The following is a 21,408-nucleotide window of genomic DNA, read 5'->3' as shown; positions in this document are numbered from 1 at the left end:
GCATTTATATCAGACTGGCATTTATAAAGAGTGATGTTTTTAAAAGAGTGGGGCAACGTTCTCACTCTTTTTTATTTTGTATGATTCTGAGTTAAGCCTACTTATTTAACAGTACGCTGCTTAGTTTAATCACAACACACTCGATATTTATCTGGCGCTCAATATTCAAGTTCACTGAGTTGTTATTTGGGTCTCAAGTTTGCTTTATTTCGTACTGCTAAAACCTATTTTGCAGAGATAAAAAAACCAGATCCTAAGATCTGGTTTTTTATAGGTGTTAAAACGGTAAACTGAAGATTAGTCTTCTAAGTTACCGCAGAAACGGTAGCCTTCACCGTGAATGGTGGCGATGATTTCTGGCGTATCTGGCAAGCTTTCAAAGTGCTTACGGATACGACGGATAGTCACGTCAACAGTACGGTCGTGTGGCTTTAACTCCCGGCCAGTCATCTTCATCAGTAGATCGGCACGAGTTAAGATTTTGCCTGGGTTTTCAACAAAGTGCAGCATAGCGCGGAATTCGCTACGTGGCAGTTTGTAAGATTCACCCTGTGGGCTTACGAGAGAACGGCTGTTGATCTCTAAGCTCCAATCGTTGAAACGATAGTATTCGACAGAACTCTTTTCTTCGACTTCGTTACCAGCGCTATTCACACGAGTCAGAAGATTACGAGCACGAATCGTCAATTCACGCGGGTTGAACGGCTTGGTAATATAATCGTCCGCGCCAATTTCAAGTCCAAGGATTTTGTCGACTTCGTTGTCACGGCCTGTAAGGAATATCAGACCGATGTTGTTGATTTCACGTAATTCACGTGCCAACAACAGACCGTTTTTACCTGGTAGGTTAATGTCCATAACCACGAGGTTAATTTTGTTTTCCTGCATAGCCTTATGCATTTCTGCGCCATCATTGGCCTCAGTTACCACATACCCTTCTGCCTCGAAAATACTTCTTAGCGTGTTACGGGTAACGGCTTCATCTTCAACGATCAGAATGTGCGGATTTTGCATATTAAGTACCTAAATTTTAACCAATATTCTAACCATAAGAATCACTTACATCGGATTCTTATATTCATAAATTGTTGATACTTCCACTCACTGCTCTGTGCTTCAAAGGGAAGATCTTTACGGCTACACGTCAGGATGTATATAAGTGAACGTTTAAAGTGTAATACGATAAAACGTAACCAGTATCAACTTCGATAAGCAATAGTTAAGAATAGTTCCTTAACTATTGTTTTTTTTAAAATGTTTAAATGATAAATCAAATGTAGAACACATTTTAAAAGATGTCCGGCCAGCATAAGGTGATTTCGCAGAGGAATCTAACAAACCCTTGTCAAGATTAAGCAAACTTAATGTTATCTGCTTAACTGGCCAATGACGACATTGTACTCGTTTTAGGCATTTGTTAACAAATGAAATGTTAACAAATTTCTGGATTAGGCGTTAATTTACCATGATATTTACTTTAGTCATTGATTAGTATAACTAATGTATTTCTAATTCTTGTGAGCGAGTTCACGCCTCTTTGGATTTTTGAGACGCTCTGCTAAACTAAGTCGGGTTCATTTTTCGACTAGACTACCGATGGACAACATGACTCAAGATTTGTGGCAGCATTATCAAACGCCGTTGTTTTTGCTTACTCAAGCATTATCCTGTAATTTTTCTTTTGCTGTAATTACCGCCCATAACCCCGCTTCAACCCTCCTTAGTTCCAGCCAAAACCGTTTACTCGACCGTCAATTACTTCGTGAAATTGAATTATTAGGCAGTCCCTATCGCGCACTTATCGGTGCATCGCCTGATTTATCCCATATGGAGAAGAGTTGGGCCGTGTTTATCGACAGAAGCATGGCATTACAATTAGGGAAAAAGTTTAATCAATATGCCATCTACATGGTGGAAAGGGGTGAGGTGAGTTTAGTGCCTTGCACTTTAGCCGGATATAACGAAGTGTGTTTAGGCCGATTTAACGATTATGTCCGCTTAGTTTATGAGCTGCCAGACTTGGTCACCTAACTACAGCTTACTCTTTTTTAGCTATTTTTTCTGACTAGGCTTTGCTCTCTCACAGCAAGGCTTGGTGAGTGTTTTTTTAAATCCATTGAATTCCACATCAAGCCTATACTGTTTTCTCGTTTCTTTTTGCTTTGGTCCATAAATCCCCATTGTTTTTAAAAGCGTTTATTGAATTTGTTTATCAGGTGTGAAATTAGCATTGACTTCATTAGGGGTTTATTGCTACTTTTTTCGTCCCTTTCCGGCGGAAAGGAACAGAAGAGGAGCGTTAACTAGGTAGTCAATCAGAGGAGCACAAACTCCAGCGATGATTGATGAGGGAGATTAGCGCCGAGGCATAGATGTGGTTGCTGCATGTTTATGTCGGTCGCTTAGGCTGAATCCTAACGATTGTCACCTGTAATTGGTGGAGAGCTTCTGGTGACGATTGCTGTTTCCCTTCTTTTGGGGTGCGTATCATTGAGCACCAGGCTCTTCGAACGAAGTTAGTTCGGAGCGTAATCATGTTAGTTAATCAATCTGTTATTGAAGTTTGTATCGTATCTCTTGCTTTTGCGGAGGTGCGCTAATGTCTCTTGTTGTCGCTAAATTTGGTGGAACCTCAGTTGCCGACTACGGCGCAATGAATCGCTGTGCCGAGATTGTGCTGGGTAATCCCGATTGCCGTTTAGTGGTGGTTAGCGCCTCAAGTGGCGTGACCAATCTTTTGGTTGAACTCACTCAAGAGTCGATTAACGACGATGGTCGTTTGCAACGATTAAAACAAATTGCGCAAATTCAATACGCTATCTTAGATAAACTCGGTCGCCCCAATGATGTTGCGGCCGCGTTAGATAAGCTGCTCAGCCGCATGGCGGTCCTGAGCGAAGCCTTAGTCTCAGCACGCAGCAAGGCGACTATGGATGAGTTATTGTCCCTTGGTGAACAATGTTCATCAGCATTATTTGCGGCAGTGTTACGGGAAAAAGGCGCGAACTCGAGCGCATTCGATGTGCGCCGAGTACTGCGTACCGACAGCCATTTTGGCCGTGCCGAGCCACAAGTTGAACAGATTGCCTTGTTATCCCGTGAACACTTATTGCCGCTGTTGTCTGAACAAGTGATTGTAACTCAAGGTTTTATTGGTGCAGATGAGGCGGGGCAAACCACTACGCTTGGCCGCGGTGGTAGCGACTATTCCGCGGCATTGTTAGCTGAAGCCTTAACAGCCTCTGCGGTTGAGATTTGGACCGATGTGGCGGGGATTTATACGACTGATCCACGGCTTGCACCAAATGCCCATCCTATTGCCGAAATCAGCTTTAACGAAGCTGCTGAAATGGCAACCTTTGGTGCCAAAGTGCTGCATCCTGCGACGATTCTTCCAGCTGTGCGTCAACAAATTCAAGTGTTTGTGGGTTCAAGCAAGGAGCCAGAAAAAGGCGGGACTTGGATCCGCCACCAGGTTGAAGATGCGCCTGTGTTTCGTGCTGTGGCGCTGCGCCGTGATCAAACCCTGCTGAATTTACACAGCCTACAAATGCTACATGCGCAGGGCTTTTTGGCCGAGACCTTTGCGACCTTAGCAAGACATAAGATCAGTGTGGATTTAATTACCACCTCTGAAGTTAACGTATCACTCACGCTTGATAAAACTGGCTCCGACTCCAGTGGCCAAGGTCTGTTAAGTGAAGCGTTGCTGCAAGAGTTATCACAACACTGCCGTGTGCGCGTGGAGGATGGTTTAGCCCTAGTTGCGATTATCGGTAATCGCATAGCCACCACAGCCGGTATTTGCCGCCGCGTGTTTGAAGTGCTGGAACCCCATAATGTGCGCATGATCTGCCAGGGTGCGAGCCCGCATAACTTGTGTGTGTTAGTGGCCGAATCTGAAGCGGCGCAGGTGGTTAAAGCGTTGCACGAAAATCTGTTTGAAGGCGCTTAATATGTTGCCGACAACATCGTCTCTGCAAATTGGGGAGCTTGCCGCAGGGCAGGCGCTGACGTTGCCGATTTATCATTTCAAGCCAAGCGGTAAGCATTCTGGCCCGAAAGTCTATATTCAAGCCAATGTCCATGGCGCTGAAGTGCAAGGTAATGCGGTGATTTATCAATTGATGAAGCAGCTCGAACGCTGCGATATCTTAGGTGAGATTACCTTGGTGCCGTTAGCTAATCCGCTGGGGATTAATCAAAAAAGCGGTGAGTTTACACTTGGGCGTTTTGATCCGATAACTGGCGTAAACTGGAACCGAGAGTATTTGAATCACGCGATAGATTTGCCAACTTGGTATAAGGAACATGCTGAGCTAAGTGATAGCGAGCTTATTCAAGCTTATCGCAGCACCTTGGTTGAAGCTTGCCAGCGGCGATTACGCAACGATTGGGGGGTGACCACGGGTCATAGACTGGCGGTTAACCTGCAGGCCATGGCCCATGAAGCGGATATTGTATTAGATCTCCATACCGGCCCGAAATCCTGTAAGCATTTGTATTGCCCTGAATATGATATTGCTTCGGCGCAGTTTTTTGCGATTCCTTACACCTTAGTGATCCCCAATAGTTTTGGTGGTGCGATGGATGAGGCGGCATTTTGTCCTTGGTGGCAATTGAGTGAAGTGGCTAAAGTGATGGGGCGGGATCTCGAGATTGCCGTTTCAGCATTCACCTTAGAACTTGCGAGCCAAGAACGTATTTGCCTTGAGGATGCACTCGTCGATGCTAAGGGGATTTTGGCCTATTTAAGCCATCGTGGAGTGATCGCCGAGCAAGTGGAACCCGCTAAGATGCGGCGTTTTGGCTGTTATCTTAAGGACTATAAAAAGTATCATGCGCCGATGGCTGGCTTGGTTGAGTATGTGGCTCCTGTCGGCGAACCGCTTGCGGCGGGTGAGACGTTAGTGAACCTGCTGCGGCTTGATTTATATGGCAGTGAACAGGAACTGACGGCGCTAAGCTTGCCACAGGACTGTGTACCTATTTTGCACTTTGCCTCGGCGTCTGTACATCAAGGTACTGAGTTATATAAGGTGATGACCAATCTGTTTGAGTTGCCGCATTAAACGCGAGATCCCCAAACAAAACGCCAATCCAATAGCATTGGCGTTTGTCTTACATTTTCAGCTACTTGTTATAGCCACTTAAATCGATAGAGAATGACCATTTGTAGGGCAACAAGCGAGACTAAAATGATGCAAAAGCTGGTAAAGGCAAAATTGTTATCCGCGCCAGGAATACCGCCAATGTTTACCCCAAGTAATCCAGTTAAAAAGCCCAATGGAAGAAAGATTACCGATACTAATGACAAAAAATACAACCGTTTATTTAACTGCTCTGATTGTTGACTGAGTAATTCTTCTTGAGTCACATTGGCCCTGTCGCGTAGTGCGTCTAAGTCTTCAATAGTACGGATAAGATTGTTGGTTGTTTCACGCATTTTGAGTTTTTCGGGCTCGTTAAAGAGCACAAATTGCTCCGATAGCATCTTAGCGAAAGCTTCTTTCTGGGGGCCTAAATAGCGGCGCAGCGCTACGGTTTGCCGACGCAGCTCGGCGATATCTGTGCGTAAATCTTTAACATTGCCAGAGACAACTTGTTCTTCTAATTCTAAAAGCTGTTCCTCAAGCGTATCGATAAAATCCACTTTTCGTATGGTGAGCCTTTCACAAATGGCAACGATAAAGTCGCCAGTGGTAGTGGGGCCTGTTCCTGCCATAATCGAACCCGCGACATCCTTAACTGACTGAAGCTCGCGCTCGCAGGTAGATATTATGCGCTGGTTATCAGCATAAATACGAACGGCCACCATGTCTTCAGGGGCCGAATCTGGGTTTAAGTTAACGCCGCGCAGGGCGAGCAGTACCCCTTCACCAGCCAGCACGGTTCGAGGGCGGGTATCTTCGGCGAGTAGTGCATCAGATTCGACTTTGTTGAGACCGCAGTGTAATACCCAATGGCGGGCTTTTTTGTGGCGATAACGCAGGTGTATCCAAACCAGCCCATCTTTAGGGTCCCAGTTGTCAAGTTGTTCAGGACTTAAGGTTGAGCCTGCCTGTTCGCCACTTAGGACTAGGCTGTAAATAAATCCATCGTGCATATCGCATTCCATCTCTTGCTAAATTGTGGGTTCAAGCTAACTGATTTCGTTGTGCAAATGAAGTCTGATAGCCCTTAATTCTAACAATTGATCCTGTGATTGGGCTAAGCAGCTGGTCAAGCAAGTTATGATGAAATGCATTAAAATTAGGTTCAGTTGTCATGTATTGAGAAGAAAAAATGGAATATGAATTTCGGCGTAACAGTTTGACAGGCACGTTTTTAGCCAGCTTTAGTATGGACCATGAAGTGCTGGGTCAATGGTTTTCAGAAGAGTTAGGGCCAGAGTTAGCCAAAATTCAGCAAGTGCTCGATATTATCAAAGAAATTCAATCGGGTAAGCGTGATTCTTGGCGTTTGATCGGTAAAGATTTTTCCTTAGATCTGGATGAAGAGCAGGCGCGAATTTACGCCAATGCGTTGGGATTTGAGCAGGATTATGAACTCGAAGAGGCTATGTCACTTTATGATGCCGAATCTGAAGCCTATTGTGGGCTGGAAGATTTAGAAGAAGCCCTACTCAGTTGGTATAAATTTGTGCAAAAAGGGCTATAGCATCTCGCCGTTAAGATCGAGATATAATAAAGGCAATCCATTGATTGCCTTTATTATTTTTAACTGTTAAATCGTTAACGTATTAAGCATTAATTGTTTAGATACCTTACCGCCATCTCGGTTCTCGATTTGGCATTGGCCTTACGCAGCAGATTTTTCACATGCACTTTCACTGTACCTTCACTGATGTGTAAGTGTTCTGAAATCATTCTATTGCTTAAGCCTTCCGCCAGTTGTTGCAGGATTTGCAACTCCCTTGGTGTCAAGCTTGAAACCCATTCTTGCTCATCGGCGGCATTTTTAAGTTCATAGAGGTATTCTGCAACTTCTTCACTGATCACCCTGTGGCCTGACATGGTATTTTTAAGTTTATCAAGGAGGAGGTCTGGTTCAGTATCTTTAAGTAAATAACCGTCCGCCCCAGCACGTAAAAGGCGAATAACATCTTGTTTTGCATCCGAAACTGTAAGGATGACAATTCGTGAAGTCACGCCTTCTTGGCGCATGGCATTGAGGGTATCTAGGCCCGTCATTCCCTTCATATTCAAATCGAGTAAGACGATGTCTGGTTCATCTGTTGCAACGCTGCTTAAGGCATCTAAACCGCTGCCTACTTCACCGAAGAGACTAAAGTCGGGGTCGGAGGTGATTAGTTGGCAAATGCCTTTACGAAGGAGTGGGTGGTCGTCCACCACAAGAACTGAATAAGGTTTACCCATGTGTAGGCTCCTGTTGGGAAGGGAAGATTAAAGTGACTATGGTTCCCTGTGACAAATTTGATGTGTTGTGGGACTCAAGGGGCGAGTCTGGATTTTCTTGATGACGTTGTTCAGTCGTGGCAGTGCTATTAGTGTGCGTATCATTGCTACTAAATACAACCTCACCGTCTAATTTGCTGGCACGCTCATGCATGATGCCGATACCGAAGTGTTGATCCCGCTCTTTAATATGGCCAATGCCGACGCCATTATCACTCACACTGATATTGACCATGCCCCTGTCATCCTTGTAACAGCGGATATTGATATGACTTGCATTGGCATGTTTGATGGCATTGAGGGTTGCTTCACGGGTGATCTGCAAAATATGGATATGCTGTTTTGCCTCAAGCCATTGAGGAGAGAGTTTATAATCGAGATGGATCTTGATATCAGTATTTGCCCTAAGTTGCTCAAGCATTGCTTCCATCGCATTCTTCAGATTGGGTTCCTTGATGGTTAATCTAAAGGTGGATAACAACTCCCTTAGCTGTACATAGGCGGTGCTGACTCCTTCATTGATTTCGGTGAGTTGCACCTCTACCGCAGGGCTGCGGCAACTATGATCTAAGTTCTTACGCAGCAGGCTAATTTGAATTTTTAGGAAGGAAAGTACTTGCCCTAGCGAGTCATGTAATTCCCTTGCGATGACGCCACGCTCTTCCATTAGGGCTAACTGTTGTCTTTGCTCAGTGGCGTTATGGATCACGATGGAACGAGTTAGCATGATGGCAAAGTTTTTAAACAGTGGAGTATTAATATCCTGCGCAGAGATAAGTTCTAAATAACCTAAATTAGCCTGTTCAAATTGCAGCGGAAAACGCGTGCTGTTGTCAGCGCTTTCTGGCCAGCCACCATTGGCCTCAATCATTTCGAGTTCCTGCTCTGGATACTGGATAATCAGTCTTAAATAGTCGATAGACTCATAATCTTTTAGCTGATTTAACGCTGCTTTGAGTGCTTTATAGTCCAACTTCTTGGCATTGAGTGTTAACAAGGTGTCGTATAAAAATGCTAACTCATTATTGGCTCGGGTTAGTGCCAAGGTTTTTTCAGCCACTTGGGATTCTAAGTTGCCATACAGAGTGGCCAGTTCGCGCGCCGTTTTTTGCAGTGCATCGGTCAGTGCGGTGAGTTCTATGTATTCGGTTTCGGGCATTTCGATCTCAAAGTTGCCCTTAGAAATCGTATTGGCAGACTCCATTAATTGTTGCAAGGGCACAACCACTTTACGTTTGGTAAAGCGTACCGCTAAAAAGGCAATGGAGAGCATAAGCCCAAGCCCAAAAATTTGGCTCGCGGCGAGGAGTCGCAACTTAAAGGCGGCATGATGCTCCATTTCCAATACCAATAAATCAATGGTATCGACAAAGTCCTTGAGCGAGGCGGCGTAGTCGCGGGAGTTCTCTTGCTCTATGTAGTACTTCATCACCAGCCATTTATCGATAACAAGCTGATATTGTGCGGCTATTTTTTTAGGGCTTAACCAACTCTTGGAGGGGTGTAGTGCTTCAGAATGCAGCGTGTTTTCAAACTCGGTGATTTTTTCTTGGGCGGCTTCACTACCAGAATTGGCGTAAAACATCAGCCGATAGCTTTGCATCCGCAGTGAACCCGAAGCGTTGATGGCTTTCGCATCGCCTAAGCTGTATGACAAATTGATGATTGCGAAAATCGCTAGGCTGCTAGAAAGCAAAATCAGTACTAACATTAAACCCAGAATTTTTGAGGTAAGACTGCCTCGTTTCATATGTCGAATACCTTGTGGCGCTTGAGCTAATGGTACTTTAGCCGTGTTTTTTACATTAGAAAATAATGTATTACATTAACAAAAGCATAGAAGTGTGAACAACAACACTATTACATTTTGATCTAGCGCAAACTTCGTTTCAGATACCCCCTAAGAGGTATATTTTTAGCGGTATTTAGCTACTAACTTTGGCGCTGGAGATGTCGTGTTTTACAACAAAAATGCAACGCGGAGATGAGATGATGAAGAAGATGACAGGTAAGACTTTTGCATTAAGTGCATTGGTTGCCGCCAGCTTTATGGCTGCGGGGGCTATGGCGAGTGATAAAACTGAGCCTCGCAACGAAGTTTATAAAGATAAATTTAAAAATCAATACAATAGCTGGCATGACACCGCAAAGAGTGAAGAGCTTGTTGATGCGCTAGAGCAGGACCCTAATATGGTTATCCTGTGGGCAGGCTATGCATTTGCCAAAGATTATAAAGCCCCTCGTGGCCACATGTATGCCGTGACTGACGTACGTAATACCTTGCGTACTGGCGCGCCAAAAAATGCGGAAGATGGTCCATTACCTATGGCTTGCTGGAGCTGTAAAAGTCCTGACGTGCCTCGCTTAATTGAAGAGCAAGGTGAAGACGGTTACTTCAAAGGTAAGTGGGCGAAAGGTGGCCCAGAAGTGACTAACACTATTGGCTGTAGCGATTGCCACGAAAAAGGTTCACCAAAATTACGTATTTCTCGTCCTTATGTTGACCGCGCATTAGATGCAATTGGTACTCCATTTAGCAAAGCTTCTAAGCAAGACAAAGAGTCAATGGTATGCGCCCAGTGTCACGTTGAATACTACTTTGAGAAAAAAGAAGATAAGAAAGGTTTCGTCAAATTCCCTTGGGATATGGGCGTAACTGTAGATCAAATGGAAGTTTACTATGATGGCATTGAGTTCTCTGATTGGACTCACGCACTGTCTAAAACGCCAATGTTAAAAGCCCAGCATCCCGAGTATGAAACGTGGAAAATGGGTATCCATGGTAAAAATAATGTCAGTTGCGTTGACTGTCATATGCCTAAAGTGACTAGCCCTGAAGGTAAGAAGTTTACTGACCATAAAGTGGGTAACCCATTTGATCGTTTCGAAGAAACCTGTGCAACTTGCCACAGCCAAACCAAAGAGTTCTTAGTTGGCGTCACTAATGAGCGCAAAGCTAAAGTGAAAGAAATGAAACTCAAAGCGGAAGAGCAATTAGTGAAAGCGCACTTCGAAGCGGCGAAAGCATGGGAATTAGGTGCCACTGAAGCCGAAATGAAGCCAATTCTGACTGATATCCGCCATGCTCAATGGCGCTGGGATTTAGCCATTGCCTCACATGGCGTTGCAGCTCATGCTCCAGAAGAAGCACTACGCGTGTTGGGCACCTCTGTTAATAAAGCGGCCGATGCCCGTGTTAAGTTAGCACAGTTGTTAGCGAAAAAAGGCTTAACAGACCCTGTTGCCATCCCTGATATTTCGACTAAAGCTAAGGCTCAAGCAGTACTCGGAATGGACATGGAAAAGATGAATGCAGAGAAAGAAGCATTCAAGAAAGACATGTTACCTAAGTGGGATGCTGAAGCGAAAAAACGCGAAGCGACTTACAAGTAATCATCCTTGAAGATGAGCTAACCCTTCATCGCAAAGCCCCCGCAATTTAGGTTGCGGGGGCTTTTTATTGCAGATTGAATTAGAGCTAAGAACATTGAAATGATCTCTATGAATCACACAATTCATGCGAAGCTCACATGATTAAAACCATTTTGTTTTGTTGAACTACTTGGACGCGAGATTGATAAAGTCCCGCTCGAACTGTTCTGGCGTAACCGGTTTGCCATACAGGTAGCCCTGGCCGTAATTGCAGTCCTCATTGCAGATAAAGGCATCCTGATAGGGATTTTCTACCCCTTCAGCTATCACCTTAAGTTTGAGCTTTTTTCCTATCGCAATAATGGCTTTAGTGAGTTCTCGGCCCTGTTCACTATTTTCGAGTTTACTAGGGCGTGTTGACGTTTCAGGGTTATTTTTGCAGCAATTTGGCTAGCTTTTATGCAAGGCAAAGTCCGTGCAGTGTAGTTATTCTACATAAACGGACGATAACGCGGCAGAAAAGCCAGCCAAATGCTGCCAGAAGGGTTCGTCTGGCAAGCCCTTGCTCTTTGTCACTCGTCATTTGAGTAGAATAACTACACATCATTCCTCGTTTCGCGAGCACGAGCTTGCCAGAACGAACAAAATTTAATCTCGAAACGTCAACACGCCCTAATAAAACAGCGGTCAATTTTCAAAGTATCGAAGGCATACTTTTGTAGATAACTTAAGGAGGAGTAGCCCGTACCAAAGTCATCAAGTGAAATACTGACGCCGAGTTCCCGTAGTTGGTGAATTGCGTTATGGGCTAAATGTTCATCTTGCAGCAGCATACCTTCGGTTATTTCTAGCTCAAGGGCGGTTGCGGGTAACTGATAGAGAGTTAATAGTTCGGCAATATGTTCGGCAAAGCGAGGGTTACGCATTTGGATAGGGGAGATATTGATGGCGATTTTAAATTCTCGCTGCAACATATTGCACCAGTTCGCGGTTTGTTGAATGGTCGAGTGGAGTACAAAGTTACCTATTTCCATGATTTGACCATTGCGCTCTGCTAATGGAATAAATTGATCCGGCGTAACAGAGCCTAAAACCGGATTATGCCAGCGTAAGAGGGCTTCGGCGCCGATAACGTTACGGGTGTTGAGTTCGATAATGGGTTGGTAATGTAGGCTAAACTCATTCCTTTTGAGGGCTTCGATTAAATGAGATTCCAGCAGATAGCGCTGACTCAGTGCCCTTTGTGTCTGCTGATCAAAATGCGTATAAGCTAAGCCTTCCGCTTTACTGATGTTCATGGCAGCGCCCGCTTTTTGCAGCAGTGTCGCGGCGTCAATGCCATCGTTTGGTGCTTGTGCTATGCCAATTGAGCAGTGAAGACTAATCAATGTATTGGCGATGCCAACAGGAGAGTGGCAGCAGTTGATGATTTGATTAATAAGCTTATTTGTCTCAATTTCTGAGGGTTGATAGGCTTGGACTAACACAAACTCAGCGCCTGCCATTCGGGCGATAAAGGTGTCATTGTGAGTGTTATGCTGTAATCGTTGCCCAAGAATGGCGAGGACTTTATCACCGATCAAATAGCCGTAACTATCATTAATGGACTTAAAGTTACGTAAGCCTAGGGCGTGTTGACGTTTCGAGATTAGATTTTGTTCGTTCTGGCAAGCACGTGCTCGCGAAACGAGGAATGATGTGTAGTTATTCTACTCAAATGACGAGCTGCTCTTATGACAGAAAGTAAGAGCAAGGGCTTGCCAGACGAACCCTTCGGGCAGCATTTGGCTGGCTTTTCTGCCGCGTTATCGTCCGTTTATGTAGAATAACTACACTGCACGGACTTTGACTTGCATAAAAGCCAGCCAAATTGCTGCAAAAATAACCCTGAAACGTTAACACGCCCTAGATAAAGGACTGAAATTTTTTCTTTACGATTAATGTCTTCCAGCATGCGCGCTAAGGTATTAATCAAATTGGGTCTATTAGGTAACCCTGTCAGGGGATCGTAGCTCTTGTGGTATTCCAATGTGTTTTCGGTTGTTGTGCGCGTTTCGATTTCTCGGATTAATTTTGCACTGAGTTCAGCCAGTTCGTGGGTACGTTGCTGTACTTTTTGTTCAAGTTGCTGATTATGTAGTTGCAGTTTTGCCTGCTGAAATAGGGTGATAAGGTTGGTTTCAATAGCATTTTGAAACCGCGCCAGCAAATTACGAAACTGTTGACTATAGCTATGTTCTTTACTATCGAGCATGCAAATAGTGCCAAACGTGCTGCCATCTGGCCAATGCAAGGGCAGGCCACAGTAGGCTATCATACCCAGCTTAATGTCGGGATTGTTATCCCAATCAGCATCTTTCAGCGCGTTGGAGATATGGAGTTCTCGGCATTCTTTCATCACTGTCTCACAGTAGAGTCCATGGCCTAAATGCTCTTTATCCTTTGGTTTATAGGGATTCCCTTGGCTGTGACTTGAAGCAAATACTTCGATTTCAGTGGGGTGAACTCGCATAATCAGTACAGCGGGGGTATCCACAATCTCCGACAACAAATCTAAGGTTTGTTGCCAGCTCTCCAGCATTTCTGACGGCACCATGATCTTACTAGGGCGTGTTGACGTTTCGAGATTAAATTTTGTTCGTTCTGGCAAGCTCGTGCTCGCGAAACGAGGAATGATGTGTAGTTATTCTACTCAAATGACGAGTGACAAAGAGCATGGGCTTGCCAGACGAACCCTTCGGGCAGCATTTGGCTGACGTTTCTGCTGCGTTATCGTCCGTTTATGTAGAATAACTACACAGCACGGACTTTGCCTTGCATAAATGCCAGCCAAATTGCTGCAAAAATAACCCTGAAACGTCAACACGCCCTAGTATCGATAGCCATATCTGCGAATAACCGATCTTTTTGCGACTGTTGGAGTGCGAAGTTATAGGGCATTGGAGGCTCATCCATAAAGCACATTACTATTAATTCACTATAGTCTTTTTATTTCTTTTGGTTTTTAATCCCAACGCCGCTTTTTAAAGTGTGTAAAATATTTGTTATTTTCAGGCGTTAAATTACTTAAGTTTTTGATAAGAATTTATCCTTAATCTCGAACCGAGGTGTTTGGTTATGGGATAAATAAGTGCGGCATAATATAGAAAGCAATAAGAGGGTGACATTCTTTAGCTTTGCAAAGGGACACTTGCTTGTACCATGGCTTATGTTTGCGGTACTGATTTTTGGGCTTGAATGGACTGATGCAGATATGCGCTTTGCCAGCTTATTATTTAACTGGCAGGGTGGGGTGGATTCATGGCCCTTAAGGGGACATTGGATCACTGAAAGCCTATTGCATGTGACAGGCCGTAATCTGGTCATCCTGTTTACAGTGGTTGTCGTGGTGGCTATTGGTCTGAGTTTTCGCGTTGATAAGTTACGTTTGTACCGCAAAGGTTTTATCTATTTATTCACCAGTTTACTAGCCAGCGTGTTGTTGGTGCGCATGGGGAAAAGTATTTCTCATATGACTTGTCCTTGGGATGTGATTGAATTTGGTGGTCGTATGATTCACTCCTCTCTGTTTGAACGCTTGCCTGAGGGGGCGGAGTTTGGGCAGTGTTTTCCTGGCGGACATTCGAGCGGAGGTTTTGCTTGGGTGGCGAGTTATTATGTGCTCAAGCAATGTCATCGCCGTTATGCAAAGTTTGGCTTACTCTTTGGGATTGGTTTAGGCGCGATTTTTGGGTTAGCTCAAGAGTTGCGTGGTGCACATTTCATCAGTCATGATTTATGGAGTTTGGCGATTGCTTGGACGTCGGCAAGTCTGCTGTACTATGGTTTTTTCCTTTACGTACCTAAGGTTAAAAGGATCAGTGTTGCGAATAAAGTGAGTATTATTAATGCCAACGTTTGCGATAAAGCCATCTATAAGCTGTGAGATGGCTTCAGCCTTGTATGGATTAGAACCTAAACTCAAAACGGAAATCGCCATGGCGCAGGCGCAATCTTTCGTCCAGAAGATGATTCTTCTCATTTAGCAGGATATTTTTTTGCCTTAGCAACTTGGCTTTATCGGTGAGATTGTTTAGCTTGTTGTTGATACTGCTAATTTCGATATCGATAGCATTTAAGCGTTCTGTGATTTCAGCTAACCGTTTATTGACAAGATATTGCTCGTGTCCTTGGTTATAGCGTTCAACAAACTGATTATTGCTACATACGCCATAGTAGCTTTCTCCTGCTAAACCTATACGGTAGCCATTTTCAGGCAAACAATAGCTGATTAATCCTTGCTGATATCCCTGTTGCCATTGTGCTGCATTCACCTTGAGATTAAATTCTCGGCAGTCCTGCTGATATTGGTTAAGCTTGCTCGCTGTGGTACCGCGGTTACCATCGGCCAAGCCTGTAGCGTACCAGTCATTATCACGGCATTCTTCGAGTGAAAGACTCGTGCATTGAGTAAGGGAAAGAGCGGTCAGTGCTAACGCAAAATTAAGATATCGCATTTAATCATCAAAAAAGTCACCAAAGAGGCGTCAGCATAAAGCTTAGAACATGGGAGATCTAGCGCTATATTTCGCCCCTTGTGCGGTTATTTGAGTTGCCCAAAGGTGAATAAGTTATTTTCTGTGGAACGAACAAAATGTAATCTCGAAACATCAATATGCCCTAATACTTATGGTTTATAATGTTTTGATTTTTAAATGCTTTATTTTTAATTCATGGCGTGACAGATTTACGATGTTGCTTAGGAGGCGATGAAATCGTTATTTAGGGGCGATAAAGGAGATAAGGGTTAATTTTCAGCAAGTTTACTGACTTTAAATCCTGCAGTTTTTGCTATTGTGTTCCTACGCTAGGTGCTTTAGTTTTTACTGAACTCGGGTATTCTTACAATTGTTTTGTTATTCATTACTAGTAGAAGGCTGCTTTATATATGAAGATTTGCCCCGCACATTCCATCTTAGGCCTAACTAAGGTATAAGGTCGGTATGAAAACTCCTAAACGAATCCAACCTCTGGTTGATGAAGGACTGGTTGACGAAGTCATTAGCCAGTTAATGAGCGGTAAAGAAGCTACTGTGTACATCGTACGCTGTGGCGATGATTTTCGCTGCGCTAAAGTTTACAAGGAAGCGGACAAACGTAGTTTCAAGCAGGCAGTGGTTTACCAAGAGGGCCGCAAAGTCCGAAATAGTCGTCGTGCTCGGGCTATGGAGAAAGGCTCTAAGTTTGGCCGTGAACAAATGGAAGAAGTCTGGCAAAACGCTGAGGTGGATGCGCTGTTTCGTTTGGCAGATGCCGGAGTGCGAGTTCCGACGCCTTACGGCTGCTACGATGGGGTGTTACTAATGGAATTAGTAACGGATAGTGAAGGTCATGTTGCGCCCCGCCTTAATGATGTGAGCCTTAGCGCCGAGAAAGCCCTCCATGATCACGCCTTAGTGATGACCTATGTCAAACGTATGCTATGCGCTGGCCTAGTTCATGGTGATTTATCCGAATTTAACGTCTTAGTCGATGACAATGGTCCAGTCATTATTGATTTACCCCAAGCTGTCGATGCCGCAGCCAATAATCACGCTAAATGGATGCTAGAGCGGGATGTGAATAATATGACTGAATATTATGGTCAGTACGCCCCTGAGCTACTTAAGACGCAATATGCCAAAGAAATGTGGGCGTTATTTGAGTCGGGTCAGCTAAAGCCCGATACCCTATTAACGGGCAACTTTACCGAAGTATTAGCCGATGCCGATGTCAACTCGGTATTGGATGAAATTCAAGCCGCCTATGAAGAGGCGCTGGAGCGCAAACAGCGACTTCAAGAAGCAAATGAAGGTTATTAATTAACATTCATGCCATAAAAACTGACGCTCGATGAACGTCTTTTTTATGGGGCGATTATGTAACTAACTAATTTTTTATTCCAATCCATCGTGTAGGCATCATTGCTCGTTCTTCATCATTGCGATAATGAATCATGCTAGGTCGCAAGCTGCACTGCCATCCATGGCGCACTACCCGTGTAGCGCGAGATCGTCACTGATCTGTGAATAAAAGGACAAGACCCCAGAGGGCAATATGTTGGTGACTTGGGGGAGTACAATTCACATATTTGATCTTTGGGGGAGATGACTCCCTCTAAAGTCTTGCCAAAATCTTCCTCGCTCCCGTCATTAACCAGAGGGATACAAAGTGACAGAGCCGGATAGTCAATTGCACAGTTATTATTGTTATTTGTACGATTTTTATCTTAGGTCGTTGGGGAGCGATAATAGATACCCATCCGACTCTGTCTAAACTGTTACATTTCCCCTGAATCCTGCATCTTCATGTTGTTTGGGGATATGCCTAATTTCAATCATTGATGACAAGGCCGGACATAAAAGGGCGCTGTTATTATCGTTATTTGCACATCTCTCATGGCGCTTGCAGACCTCAAGACGCTATGTGTTGGCGTCCGACCTTGTCAAACCATGCACTTAGGATGGTCTAGCCTATGGTGCGTAATTCATGATTAAGTTGCTTAATGCGCTTTTGTAGCTGCGCAATTTCACTCATTAATGCACATTCCCGCTGCGAAGGTTGCTGCTCGCTTTCTCTGACCCATTGGTAGACGGATTTAGCTGAAAGACCATACTGTCGAGCAACATCAGAGAGTAATCTGCCTTTGACTTTTACTTCAAAAATAACGTCAGGTTTTAGACTATGATTGGCGATTCCCATGGATTATTCCTCTTCACTCATTGTTATCAGTATTGGTTTTTCTTGGTTCCTTTAAGGTTGTTTCGTAGCGTTAGTGGCGCTGTTCAATATCCCACTGACTATGTCCTACATGGCGTAAGATCAATAACTCGTGGCGACAATGGGTAATTAATTTCATCAGATGTTTCATCTTTTCCTCCTCAATCCCATTTGGGGATTGTGCGTCGATTTACATGCCGACTAACGGGCATTCAGATTAACGTCCTTCAGTGTCAAACAGCTTGCATTAGGTAGAGAGTTACACGACTTGGTCGACCCAGCTCACCTACCTACCTATTTATTATTATGTAAAAATCATGCCAATATTTTTATCGTAGCATTTTTATTAATAATCAATATCTTAGTTTGTGGTTTTAAACGGTCTATATTTTTATTGGTATCTGAAACGGTGCAGGCTGCACTATTTCAGTGCTTTTACTCTAAATGTTAACGGGATGGTTTGAAGATGTATTGAGTTGGTATTGTTTTGGCCTACATCACAGATAAACAATGCTTCGCGACGATTAAAGATTGTCTCGAAAAAGAATGCTTATATACTGCGATTTTTTTCATGGTGTCTTCTGGCGACTTACCACGCCCTTTGCCTTTTCGTAGGTAAATAGCATCATCAATCATGTTATGAGGTCATAAATGATGAAGCCTTCAATTAAATCATTGCCAGCATCTAAGCTTGCGATAGTCGTGATCACCAGCGCCTTGATTGCGTCTGGTTGTACAACCGTCAACCCCTATACCAATGAACAACAAACTGCGAAAGCGACCACGGGTGCACTCATTGGTGCCGTTGCTGGGGCTGCCGTTGGTGTGGCGTCGTCAAGTAAGAGTGACCGCGGTAAAGGGGCCTTAATTGGTGCGGCCTCTGGGGCCGCCTTGGGTGGCGGCATTGGTTACTATATGGATGTTCAAGAAACCAAATTACGCCAACAACTGGCATCAACAGGCGTAAGCGTGACTCGCAGCGGTGACAATATTATTCTCAACATGCCAAATGAAGTGACTTTTGGTGTGGATCAAACTGAGCTAAGCGATGGTGCTAAGCGGGTACTTAACTCTGTTGCGCTGGTGGCGAAGGAATACAGCAAGACCCAACTGAATGTATTAGGTTACACCGATAGCAGCGGATCTGATTCTTACAACTTACGTTTGTCGCAGGTTCGCGCCAGTGAAGTAGGCAACTACTTGATGAGTAAAGGCGTGGCTTCCGCTCGCGTTAAGTCTAAAGGCATGGGGGAGGCGAGTCCTATCGCATCCAATGCCAATGCCGAAGGGCGCGCCCAAAACCGTCGTGTGGAAATAGTCTTAACTCCAACGGGTTAGTAATAATTCATCACGGTAAAAGTCGCCTGCGGGCGACTTTTTGCTTTATCGTAAGGGACAAATTGTCCTTCTGTTGTTATATCTTCAGTGATCTTGTCCGCAATCATCTCTATTAGATCTTACCTTAAGATTGTTCTACTTGATCCTGCTGGTGTTTTCCCGTTTTGTATGTCGTTACTTGAATTAGGATAACTATTTTGCAGAGCCAAAGGAGATATAGCATGGCAAAACAGGGCTTAGTACTGGCATTCAGTTTAGGAGCTACATTGATGGCGGGTATGGTTCAAGGGGCGCCAACACACACGGAGGCGACAACAGCCCCCATAGAGCTAAGGGCTGCGGGCAGTTTAAAAGCCGCAATGAACGATATTATTGCTGCTTATCAAGTGAAATCCCAAGCCAATGTGGTGGCGCAGTATGCGCCTTCTGGTTTATTGCTTAAGCGGATCCAAGAGGGTGAGCGAGTCGATATTTTTGCCTCAGCGAATATGAAACATCCGCAGGCATTAGTGGATGCTGGAGCAGGTGAAAAGGTGCAAATGTTTGCCCGTAACCAGCTCTGCGCGATTGCTCAAGCGGATGTGCCACTCACTAGCGCGAATTTATTAGACACCCTGCTCGCACCGCAAACTAAACTCGGGACTTCGACGCCAAAAGCTGATCCTGCTGGCGATTACGCTTGGGCAGTATTTGCTAAAGCTGAGGCAATAAAGACCAATGCCAAATCGATACTCGAGGCTAAAGCATTACAGCTGACGGGTGGTCCAGAGAGTGCTAAACCGCCTAAGGATCGCAATCCCTATGGTTGGGTGATGGAAAACAAGCAGGCAGACGTATTTTTAACCTATTGCACTAATGCGGTACTGGCTCAAAAAGAAGTGCCGAGCCTTAAGATTGTGGCGTTACCACCAGAATTAGCTGTTGGTGCAGACTATGGCTTATTGGTATTAAAGGATGCCAATAGCGCTACTACAGCGTTAGCCGAGTTCATTTTGTCTCCTGAGGGGCAAGCCATCTTAACGGGTTATGGTTTTCAACCACCTAAAAAATAATGGGTAAACGATTCTTAAAAAATGGCGCTCAATCGCGCCATTTTTGTTGCTCGCTTTAGCTTTAGCAAGGCTTGGGCCAGTGCTAGTGCATTAAATACAAGGTCGCTAACCCTAGGAAGGCAAACAGACCTATCACATCGGTGACTGTGGTGAGTACCATACCGCCCGCTAACGCCGGATCTACTTTTAAGCGTTTTAAAATCAAGGGAATACTTGCGCCAGCCAGCCCAGCGACCGTCATATTGATGAGCATTGCACCACCTATCAGGCTGGCAAGGGCAATATCATCTTTCCACACCAAGACCGCGATAAAGACTAAAATCGACCACATCAAGCCGTTCAAAAAGCCAATGGCGAGTTCTTTGCCGATCAGCCAACGGGCGTTACTTTGGCCAATATGACCTAAGGCAATTCCGCGGATCACCAGGGCCAAGGTTTGATTACCCGCTACACCACCCATGCTTGGTACTATCGTCATTAAAATCGCAATAGTGGCAAATTGCTCGATAGTGCCTTCAAACATATTGCTTACGGAAGCAGCCAGCAGAGCCGCAAACAGATTTATGGTGAGCCAGAGCGAACGGCGTAAGGTACTCTTCACCACGGGGGCAAAGGTGTCTTCATCATCGTCCATACCCGCCATTCCCATCATAGAATGTTCCGCGTCCTCACGAATAACATCCACCACATCGTCGATGGTGATCCGGCCGAGTAATTTGCCCTCACTGTCGACCACGGGTGCGGATACCCAGTCATGGCGCTCGAATAGCTGTGCTACTTCACTGTCGGACATGCCCACGGGAATACTCTCGATATCAGTATCGATAATGCTGCTGATAGGGGTGTTGGGATCGCAGGTGAGCAGATCGGCAAGTTTTACCCCTCCCAAGACTTTATCTTGCTTATCAACCACGTATAAGGTGTCAGTGGTGTCAGGGAGATTTCCCCGCTGGCGCAGATAGCGCAGCACCACATCGATATTCACATCAGGCCTTAAAGTCACTGTATCGGTGTTCATTAAGCTGCCCGCGGTTTCATCGGGGTAGGAGAGCGCTTGCTCGACCCGCTGACGGTTTTGCAGGCTCATAGACTGCAATACTTGTTTGTAAACCGTATCAGGTAGGCTTCGCAGAATATAAGCCAGATCGTCCGTATCCATGCTGGCGGTGGCTTTAGCGACACGTTCAGGGCTCATGGCGCGGATCAGCGGATCTTTTAACTCTTCGCTGAGTTCATCGAGAATATCCCCGAGCTGATCTTGATCGATTAGCTGCCATAGTACTTGTCGTGCCTTGGGCGGTGAAGATTCTAAAATCAATGCAATATCCGATGACGCCATGTTTTGCAGCATTTGCCTGACATGCACAAACATACCACTGTTGAGAGCTTGGCTCAGTTGGTCAAGACGATGTTCGACTTGTAAGCTGTCTGAGACTTGTACAGGCATGTTTCCTCCAGGGTGGCTGCGGTGGAGCATAGGTTGGCGATTA

At 44.9% G+C, this 21,408-nt stretch carries 16 protein-coding genes, 3 pseudogenes and 1 riboswitch; of the genes and pseudogenes, 9 read left to right on the top strand and 10 right to left on the bottom strand.

Going from position 1 to position 21,408, the window contains the following annotated elements:
• Nucleotides 1-297 precede the first annotated feature (297 nt).
• Entirely contained in the window at nt 298-1,014 is a 717-nt protein-coding gene (gene arcA / locus SO_RS18555) for a two-component system response regulator ArcA (RefSeq protein ID WP_007644695.1), read from the bottom strand.
• Nucleotides 1,015-1,596: 582 nt separating this feature from the next.
• Between arcA and SO_RS18550 the strand changes: the two genes are divergently transcribed.
• The 3 genes from SO_RS18550 to SO_RS18540 all read left to right on the top strand — a co-directional run bounded on the left by SO_RS18550 (nt 1,597) and on the right by SO_RS18540 (nt 5,072).
• The gene (locus SO_RS18550) at nt 1,597-2,031 is read left to right on the top strand and encodes a DUF3293 domain-containing protein (RefSeq protein WP_011073718.1); all 435 of its coding nucleotides are present in this window, start codon (nt 1,597-1,599) and stop codon (nt 2,029-2,031) included.
• A 250-nt stretch (nt 2,032-2,281) separates the two neighbouring features.
• Nucleotides 2,282-2,456, top strand: a riboswitch (Lysine riboswitch).
• 143 nt (nt 2,457-2,599) lie between these two features.
• A complete protein-coding gene (gene lysC / locus SO_RS18545; protein WP_011073717.1) occupies nt 2,600-3,955 on the top strand; it encodes a lysine-sensitive aspartokinase 3 in 1,356 nt (451 codons plus the stop codon).
• A 1-nt stretch (nt 3,956) separates the two neighbouring features.
• The gene (locus tag SO_RS18540) at nt 3,957-5,072 is read left to right on the top strand and encodes a succinylglutamate desuccinylase/aspartoacylase family protein (protein ID WP_011073716.1); all 1,116 of its coding nucleotides are present in this window, start codon (nt 3,957-3,959) and stop codon (nt 5,070-5,072) included.
• Nucleotides 5,073-5,140: 68 nt separating this feature from the next.
• On the opposite strand, the gene SO_RS18535 is transcribed toward SO_RS18540, so the two are convergent.
• Nucleotides 5,141-6,106 (bottom strand): zinc transporter ZntB, encoded by a 966-nt coding sequence (locus SO_RS18535; protein WP_011073715.1) that lies wholly within the window; start codon nt 6,104-6,106, stop codon nt 5,141-5,143.
• Between the two features lie 179 nt (nt 6,107-6,285).
• Between SO_RS18535 and SO_RS18530 the strand changes: the two genes are divergently transcribed.
• Nucleotides 6,286-6,660 carry a YacL family protein gene (locus SO_RS18530; RefSeq protein WP_011073714.1) on the top strand — a complete coding sequence of 125 codons (375 nt, stop codon included), beginning with the start codon at nt 6,286-6,288 and terminating at the stop codon, nt 6,658-6,660.
• An 89-nt stretch (nt 6,661-6,749) separates the two neighbouring features.
• Here the strand turns inward: SO_RS18530 and SO_RS18525 are convergent, their stop codons facing one another.
• Both SO_RS18525 and narQ read right to left on the bottom strand, forming a co-directional pair.
• Nucleotides 6,750-7,379 carry a response regulator gene (locus tag SO_RS18525; protein ID WP_011073713.1) on the bottom strand — a complete coding sequence of 210 codons (630 nt, stop codon included), beginning with the start codon at nt 7,377-7,379 and terminating at the stop codon, nt 6,750-6,752.
• Nucleotides 7,372-9,168: a nitrate/nitrite two-component system sensor histidine kinase NarQ gene (gene narQ / locus SO_RS18520; protein ID WP_011073712.1), complete on the bottom strand. Its 1,797-nt coding sequence runs from the start codon at nt 9,166-9,168 to the stop codon at nt 7,372-7,374. The genes SO_RS18525 and narQ overlap by 8 nt, the downstream gene beginning before the upstream one ends.
• 239 nt (nt 9,169-9,407) lie before the next feature.
• On the opposite strand from narQ, the gene nrfA reads away from it, so the two are divergent.
• Entirely contained in the window at nt 9,408-10,811 is a 1,404-nt protein-coding gene (gene nrfA / locus SO_RS18515) for an ammonia-forming nitrite reductase cytochrome c552 subunit (RefSeq protein ID WP_011073711.1), read from the top strand.
• 165 nt (nt 10,812-10,976) lie between these two features.
• Here nrfA and SO_RS18510 read toward each other — a convergent pair.
• The 3 pseudogenes from SO_RS18510 to SO_RS18500 all read right to left on the bottom strand — a co-directional run.
• Nucleotides 10,977-11,183 (bottom strand): annotated as a pseudogene (locus SO_RS18510) (EAL domain-containing protein); the annotation flags it as partial.
• Between the two features lie 281 nt (nt 11,184-11,464).
• Nucleotides 11,465-12,418 (bottom strand): annotated as a pseudogene (locus SO_RS18505) (putative bifunctional diguanylate cyclase/phosphodiesterase); the annotation flags it as partial.
• A gap of 281 nt (nt 12,419-12,699) precedes the next feature.
• Nucleotides 12,700-13,440 (bottom strand): annotated as a pseudogene (locus SO_RS18500) (GAF domain-containing protein); the annotation flags it as partial.
• Between the two features lie 510 nt (nt 13,441-13,950).
• On the opposite strand from SO_RS18500, the gene SO_RS18495 reads away from it, so the two are divergent.
• Complete coding sequence (locus SO_RS18495; RefSeq protein ID WP_011073710.1) at nt 13,951-14,715, top strand: phosphatase PAP2 family protein; 765 nt, start codon at nt 13,951-13,953, stop codon at nt 14,713-14,715.
• Nucleotides 14,716-14,737: 22 nt separating this feature from the next.
• Here the strand turns inward: SO_RS18495 and SO_RS18490 are convergent, their stop codons facing one another.
• A complete protein-coding gene (locus SO_RS18490; RefSeq protein ID WP_011073709.1) occupies nt 14,738-15,286 on the bottom strand; it encodes a DUF2799 domain-containing protein in 549 nt (182 codons plus the stop codon).
• Nucleotides 15,287-15,772: 486 nt separating this feature from the next.
• Between SO_RS18490 and SO_RS18485 the strand changes: the two genes are divergently transcribed.
• Nucleotides 15,773-16,630, top strand: a complete 858-nt coding sequence (locus SO_RS18485; RefSeq protein WP_011073708.1) for a PA4780 family RIO1-like protein kinase — start codon at nt 15,773-15,775, stop codon at nt 16,628-16,630.
• 646 nt (nt 16,631-17,276) lie between these two features.
• Here SO_RS18485 and SO_RS18480 read toward each other — a convergent pair.
• Nucleotides 17,277-17,510 carry a transposase gene (locus tag SO_RS18480; protein ID WP_011073707.1) on the bottom strand — a complete coding sequence of 78 codons (234 nt, stop codon included), beginning with the start codon at nt 17,508-17,510 and terminating at the stop codon, nt 17,277-17,279.
• A 669-nt stretch (nt 17,511-18,179) separates the two neighbouring features.
• On the opposite strand from SO_RS18480, the gene SO_RS18475 reads away from it, so the two are divergent.
• Together SO_RS18475 and SO_RS18470 are read left to right on the top strand one after the other, a co-directional pair.
• Nucleotides 18,180-18,866, top strand: a complete 687-nt coding sequence (locus SO_RS18475; protein WP_011073706.1) for a YiaD family glycine zipper/OmpA-like lipoprotein — start codon at nt 18,180-18,182, stop codon at nt 18,864-18,866.
• Between the two features lie 221 nt (nt 18,867-19,087).
• Nucleotides 19,088-19,918: a molybdate ABC transporter substrate-binding protein gene (locus tag SO_RS18470; RefSeq protein ID WP_011073705.1), complete on the top strand. Its 831-nt coding sequence runs from the start codon at nt 19,088-19,090 to the stop codon at nt 19,916-19,918.
• Between the two features lie 82 nt (nt 19,919-20,000).
• On the opposite strand, the gene mgtE is transcribed toward SO_RS18470, so the two are convergent.
• Nucleotides 20,001-21,365, bottom strand: a complete 1,365-nt coding sequence (gene mgtE, locus SO_RS18465) for a magnesium transporter (protein ID WP_011073704.1) — start codon at nt 21,363-21,365, stop codon at nt 20,001-20,003.
• Nucleotides 21,366-21,408: the final 43 nt, after the last annotated feature.

This window comes from Shewanella oneidensis MR-1 (assembly GCF_000146165.2).
In the GTDB taxonomy this organism is placed as follows: domain Bacteria; phylum Pseudomonadota; class Gammaproteobacteria; order Enterobacterales; family Shewanellaceae; genus Shewanella; species Shewanella oneidensis.
This window is presented reverse-complemented; position numbering and strand designations above follow the sequence as displayed.

What these genes read in the sequence shown, in the direction of transcription:
- mgtE (WP_011073704.1), bottom strand. Translation starts at nt 21,365, where the DNA reads ATGCCTGTACAAGTCTCAGACAGCTTACAAGTCGAACATCGTCTTGAC.
- SO_RS18525 (WP_011073713.1), bottom strand. Translation starts at nt 7,379, where the DNA reads ATGGGTAAACCTTATTCAGTTCTTGTGGTGGACGACCACCCACTCCTT.
- SO_RS18540 (WP_011073716.1), top strand. Translation starts at nt 3,957, where the DNA reads ATGTTGCCGACAACATCGTCTCTGCAAATTGGGGAGCTTGCCGCAGGG.
- lysC (WP_011073717.1), top strand. Translation starts at nt 2,600, where the DNA reads ATGTCTCTTGTTGTCGCTAAATTTGGTGGAACCTCAGTTGCCGACTAC.
- SO_RS18535 (WP_011073715.1), bottom strand. Translation starts at nt 6,106, where the DNA reads ATGCACGATGGATTTATTTACAGCCTAGTCCTAAGTGGCGAACAGGCA.
- nrfA (WP_011073711.1), top strand. Translation starts at nt 9,408, where the DNA reads ATGATGAAGAAGATGACAGGTAAGACTTTTGCATTAAGTGCATTGGTT.
- arcA (WP_007644695.1), bottom strand. Translation starts at nt 1,014, where the DNA reads ATGCAAAATCCGCACATTCTGATCGTTGAAGATGAAGCCGTTACCCGT.
- SO_RS18480 (WP_011073707.1), bottom strand. Translation starts at nt 17,510, where the DNA reads ATGGGAATCGCCAATCATAGTCTAAAACCTGACGTTATTTTTGAAGTA.
- SO_RS18470 (WP_011073705.1), top strand. Translation starts at nt 19,088, where the DNA reads ATGGCAAAACAGGGCTTAGTACTGGCATTCAGTTTAGGAGCTACATTG.
- narQ (WP_011073712.1), bottom strand. Translation starts at nt 9,168, where the DNA reads ATGAAACGAGGCAGTCTTACCTCAAAAATTCTGGGTTTAATGTTAGTA.
- SO_RS18530 (WP_011073714.1), top strand. Translation starts at nt 6,286, where the DNA reads ATGGAATATGAATTTCGGCGTAACAGTTTGACAGGCACGTTTTTAGCC.
- SO_RS18490 (WP_011073709.1), bottom strand. Translation starts at nt 15,286, where the DNA reads ATGCGATATCTTAATTTTGCGTTAGCACTGACCGCTCTTTCCCTTACT.
- SO_RS18485 (WP_011073708.1), top strand. Translation starts at nt 15,773, where the DNA reads ATGAAAACTCCTAAACGAATCCAACCTCTGGTTGATGAAGGACTGGTT.
- SO_RS18550 (WP_011073718.1), top strand. Translation starts at nt 1,597, where the DNA reads ATGGACAACATGACTCAAGATTTGTGGCAGCATTATCAAACGCCGTTG.
- SO_RS18475 (WP_011073706.1), top strand. Translation starts at nt 18,180, where the DNA reads ATGATGAAGCCTTCAATTAAATCATTGCCAGCATCTAAGCTTGCGATA.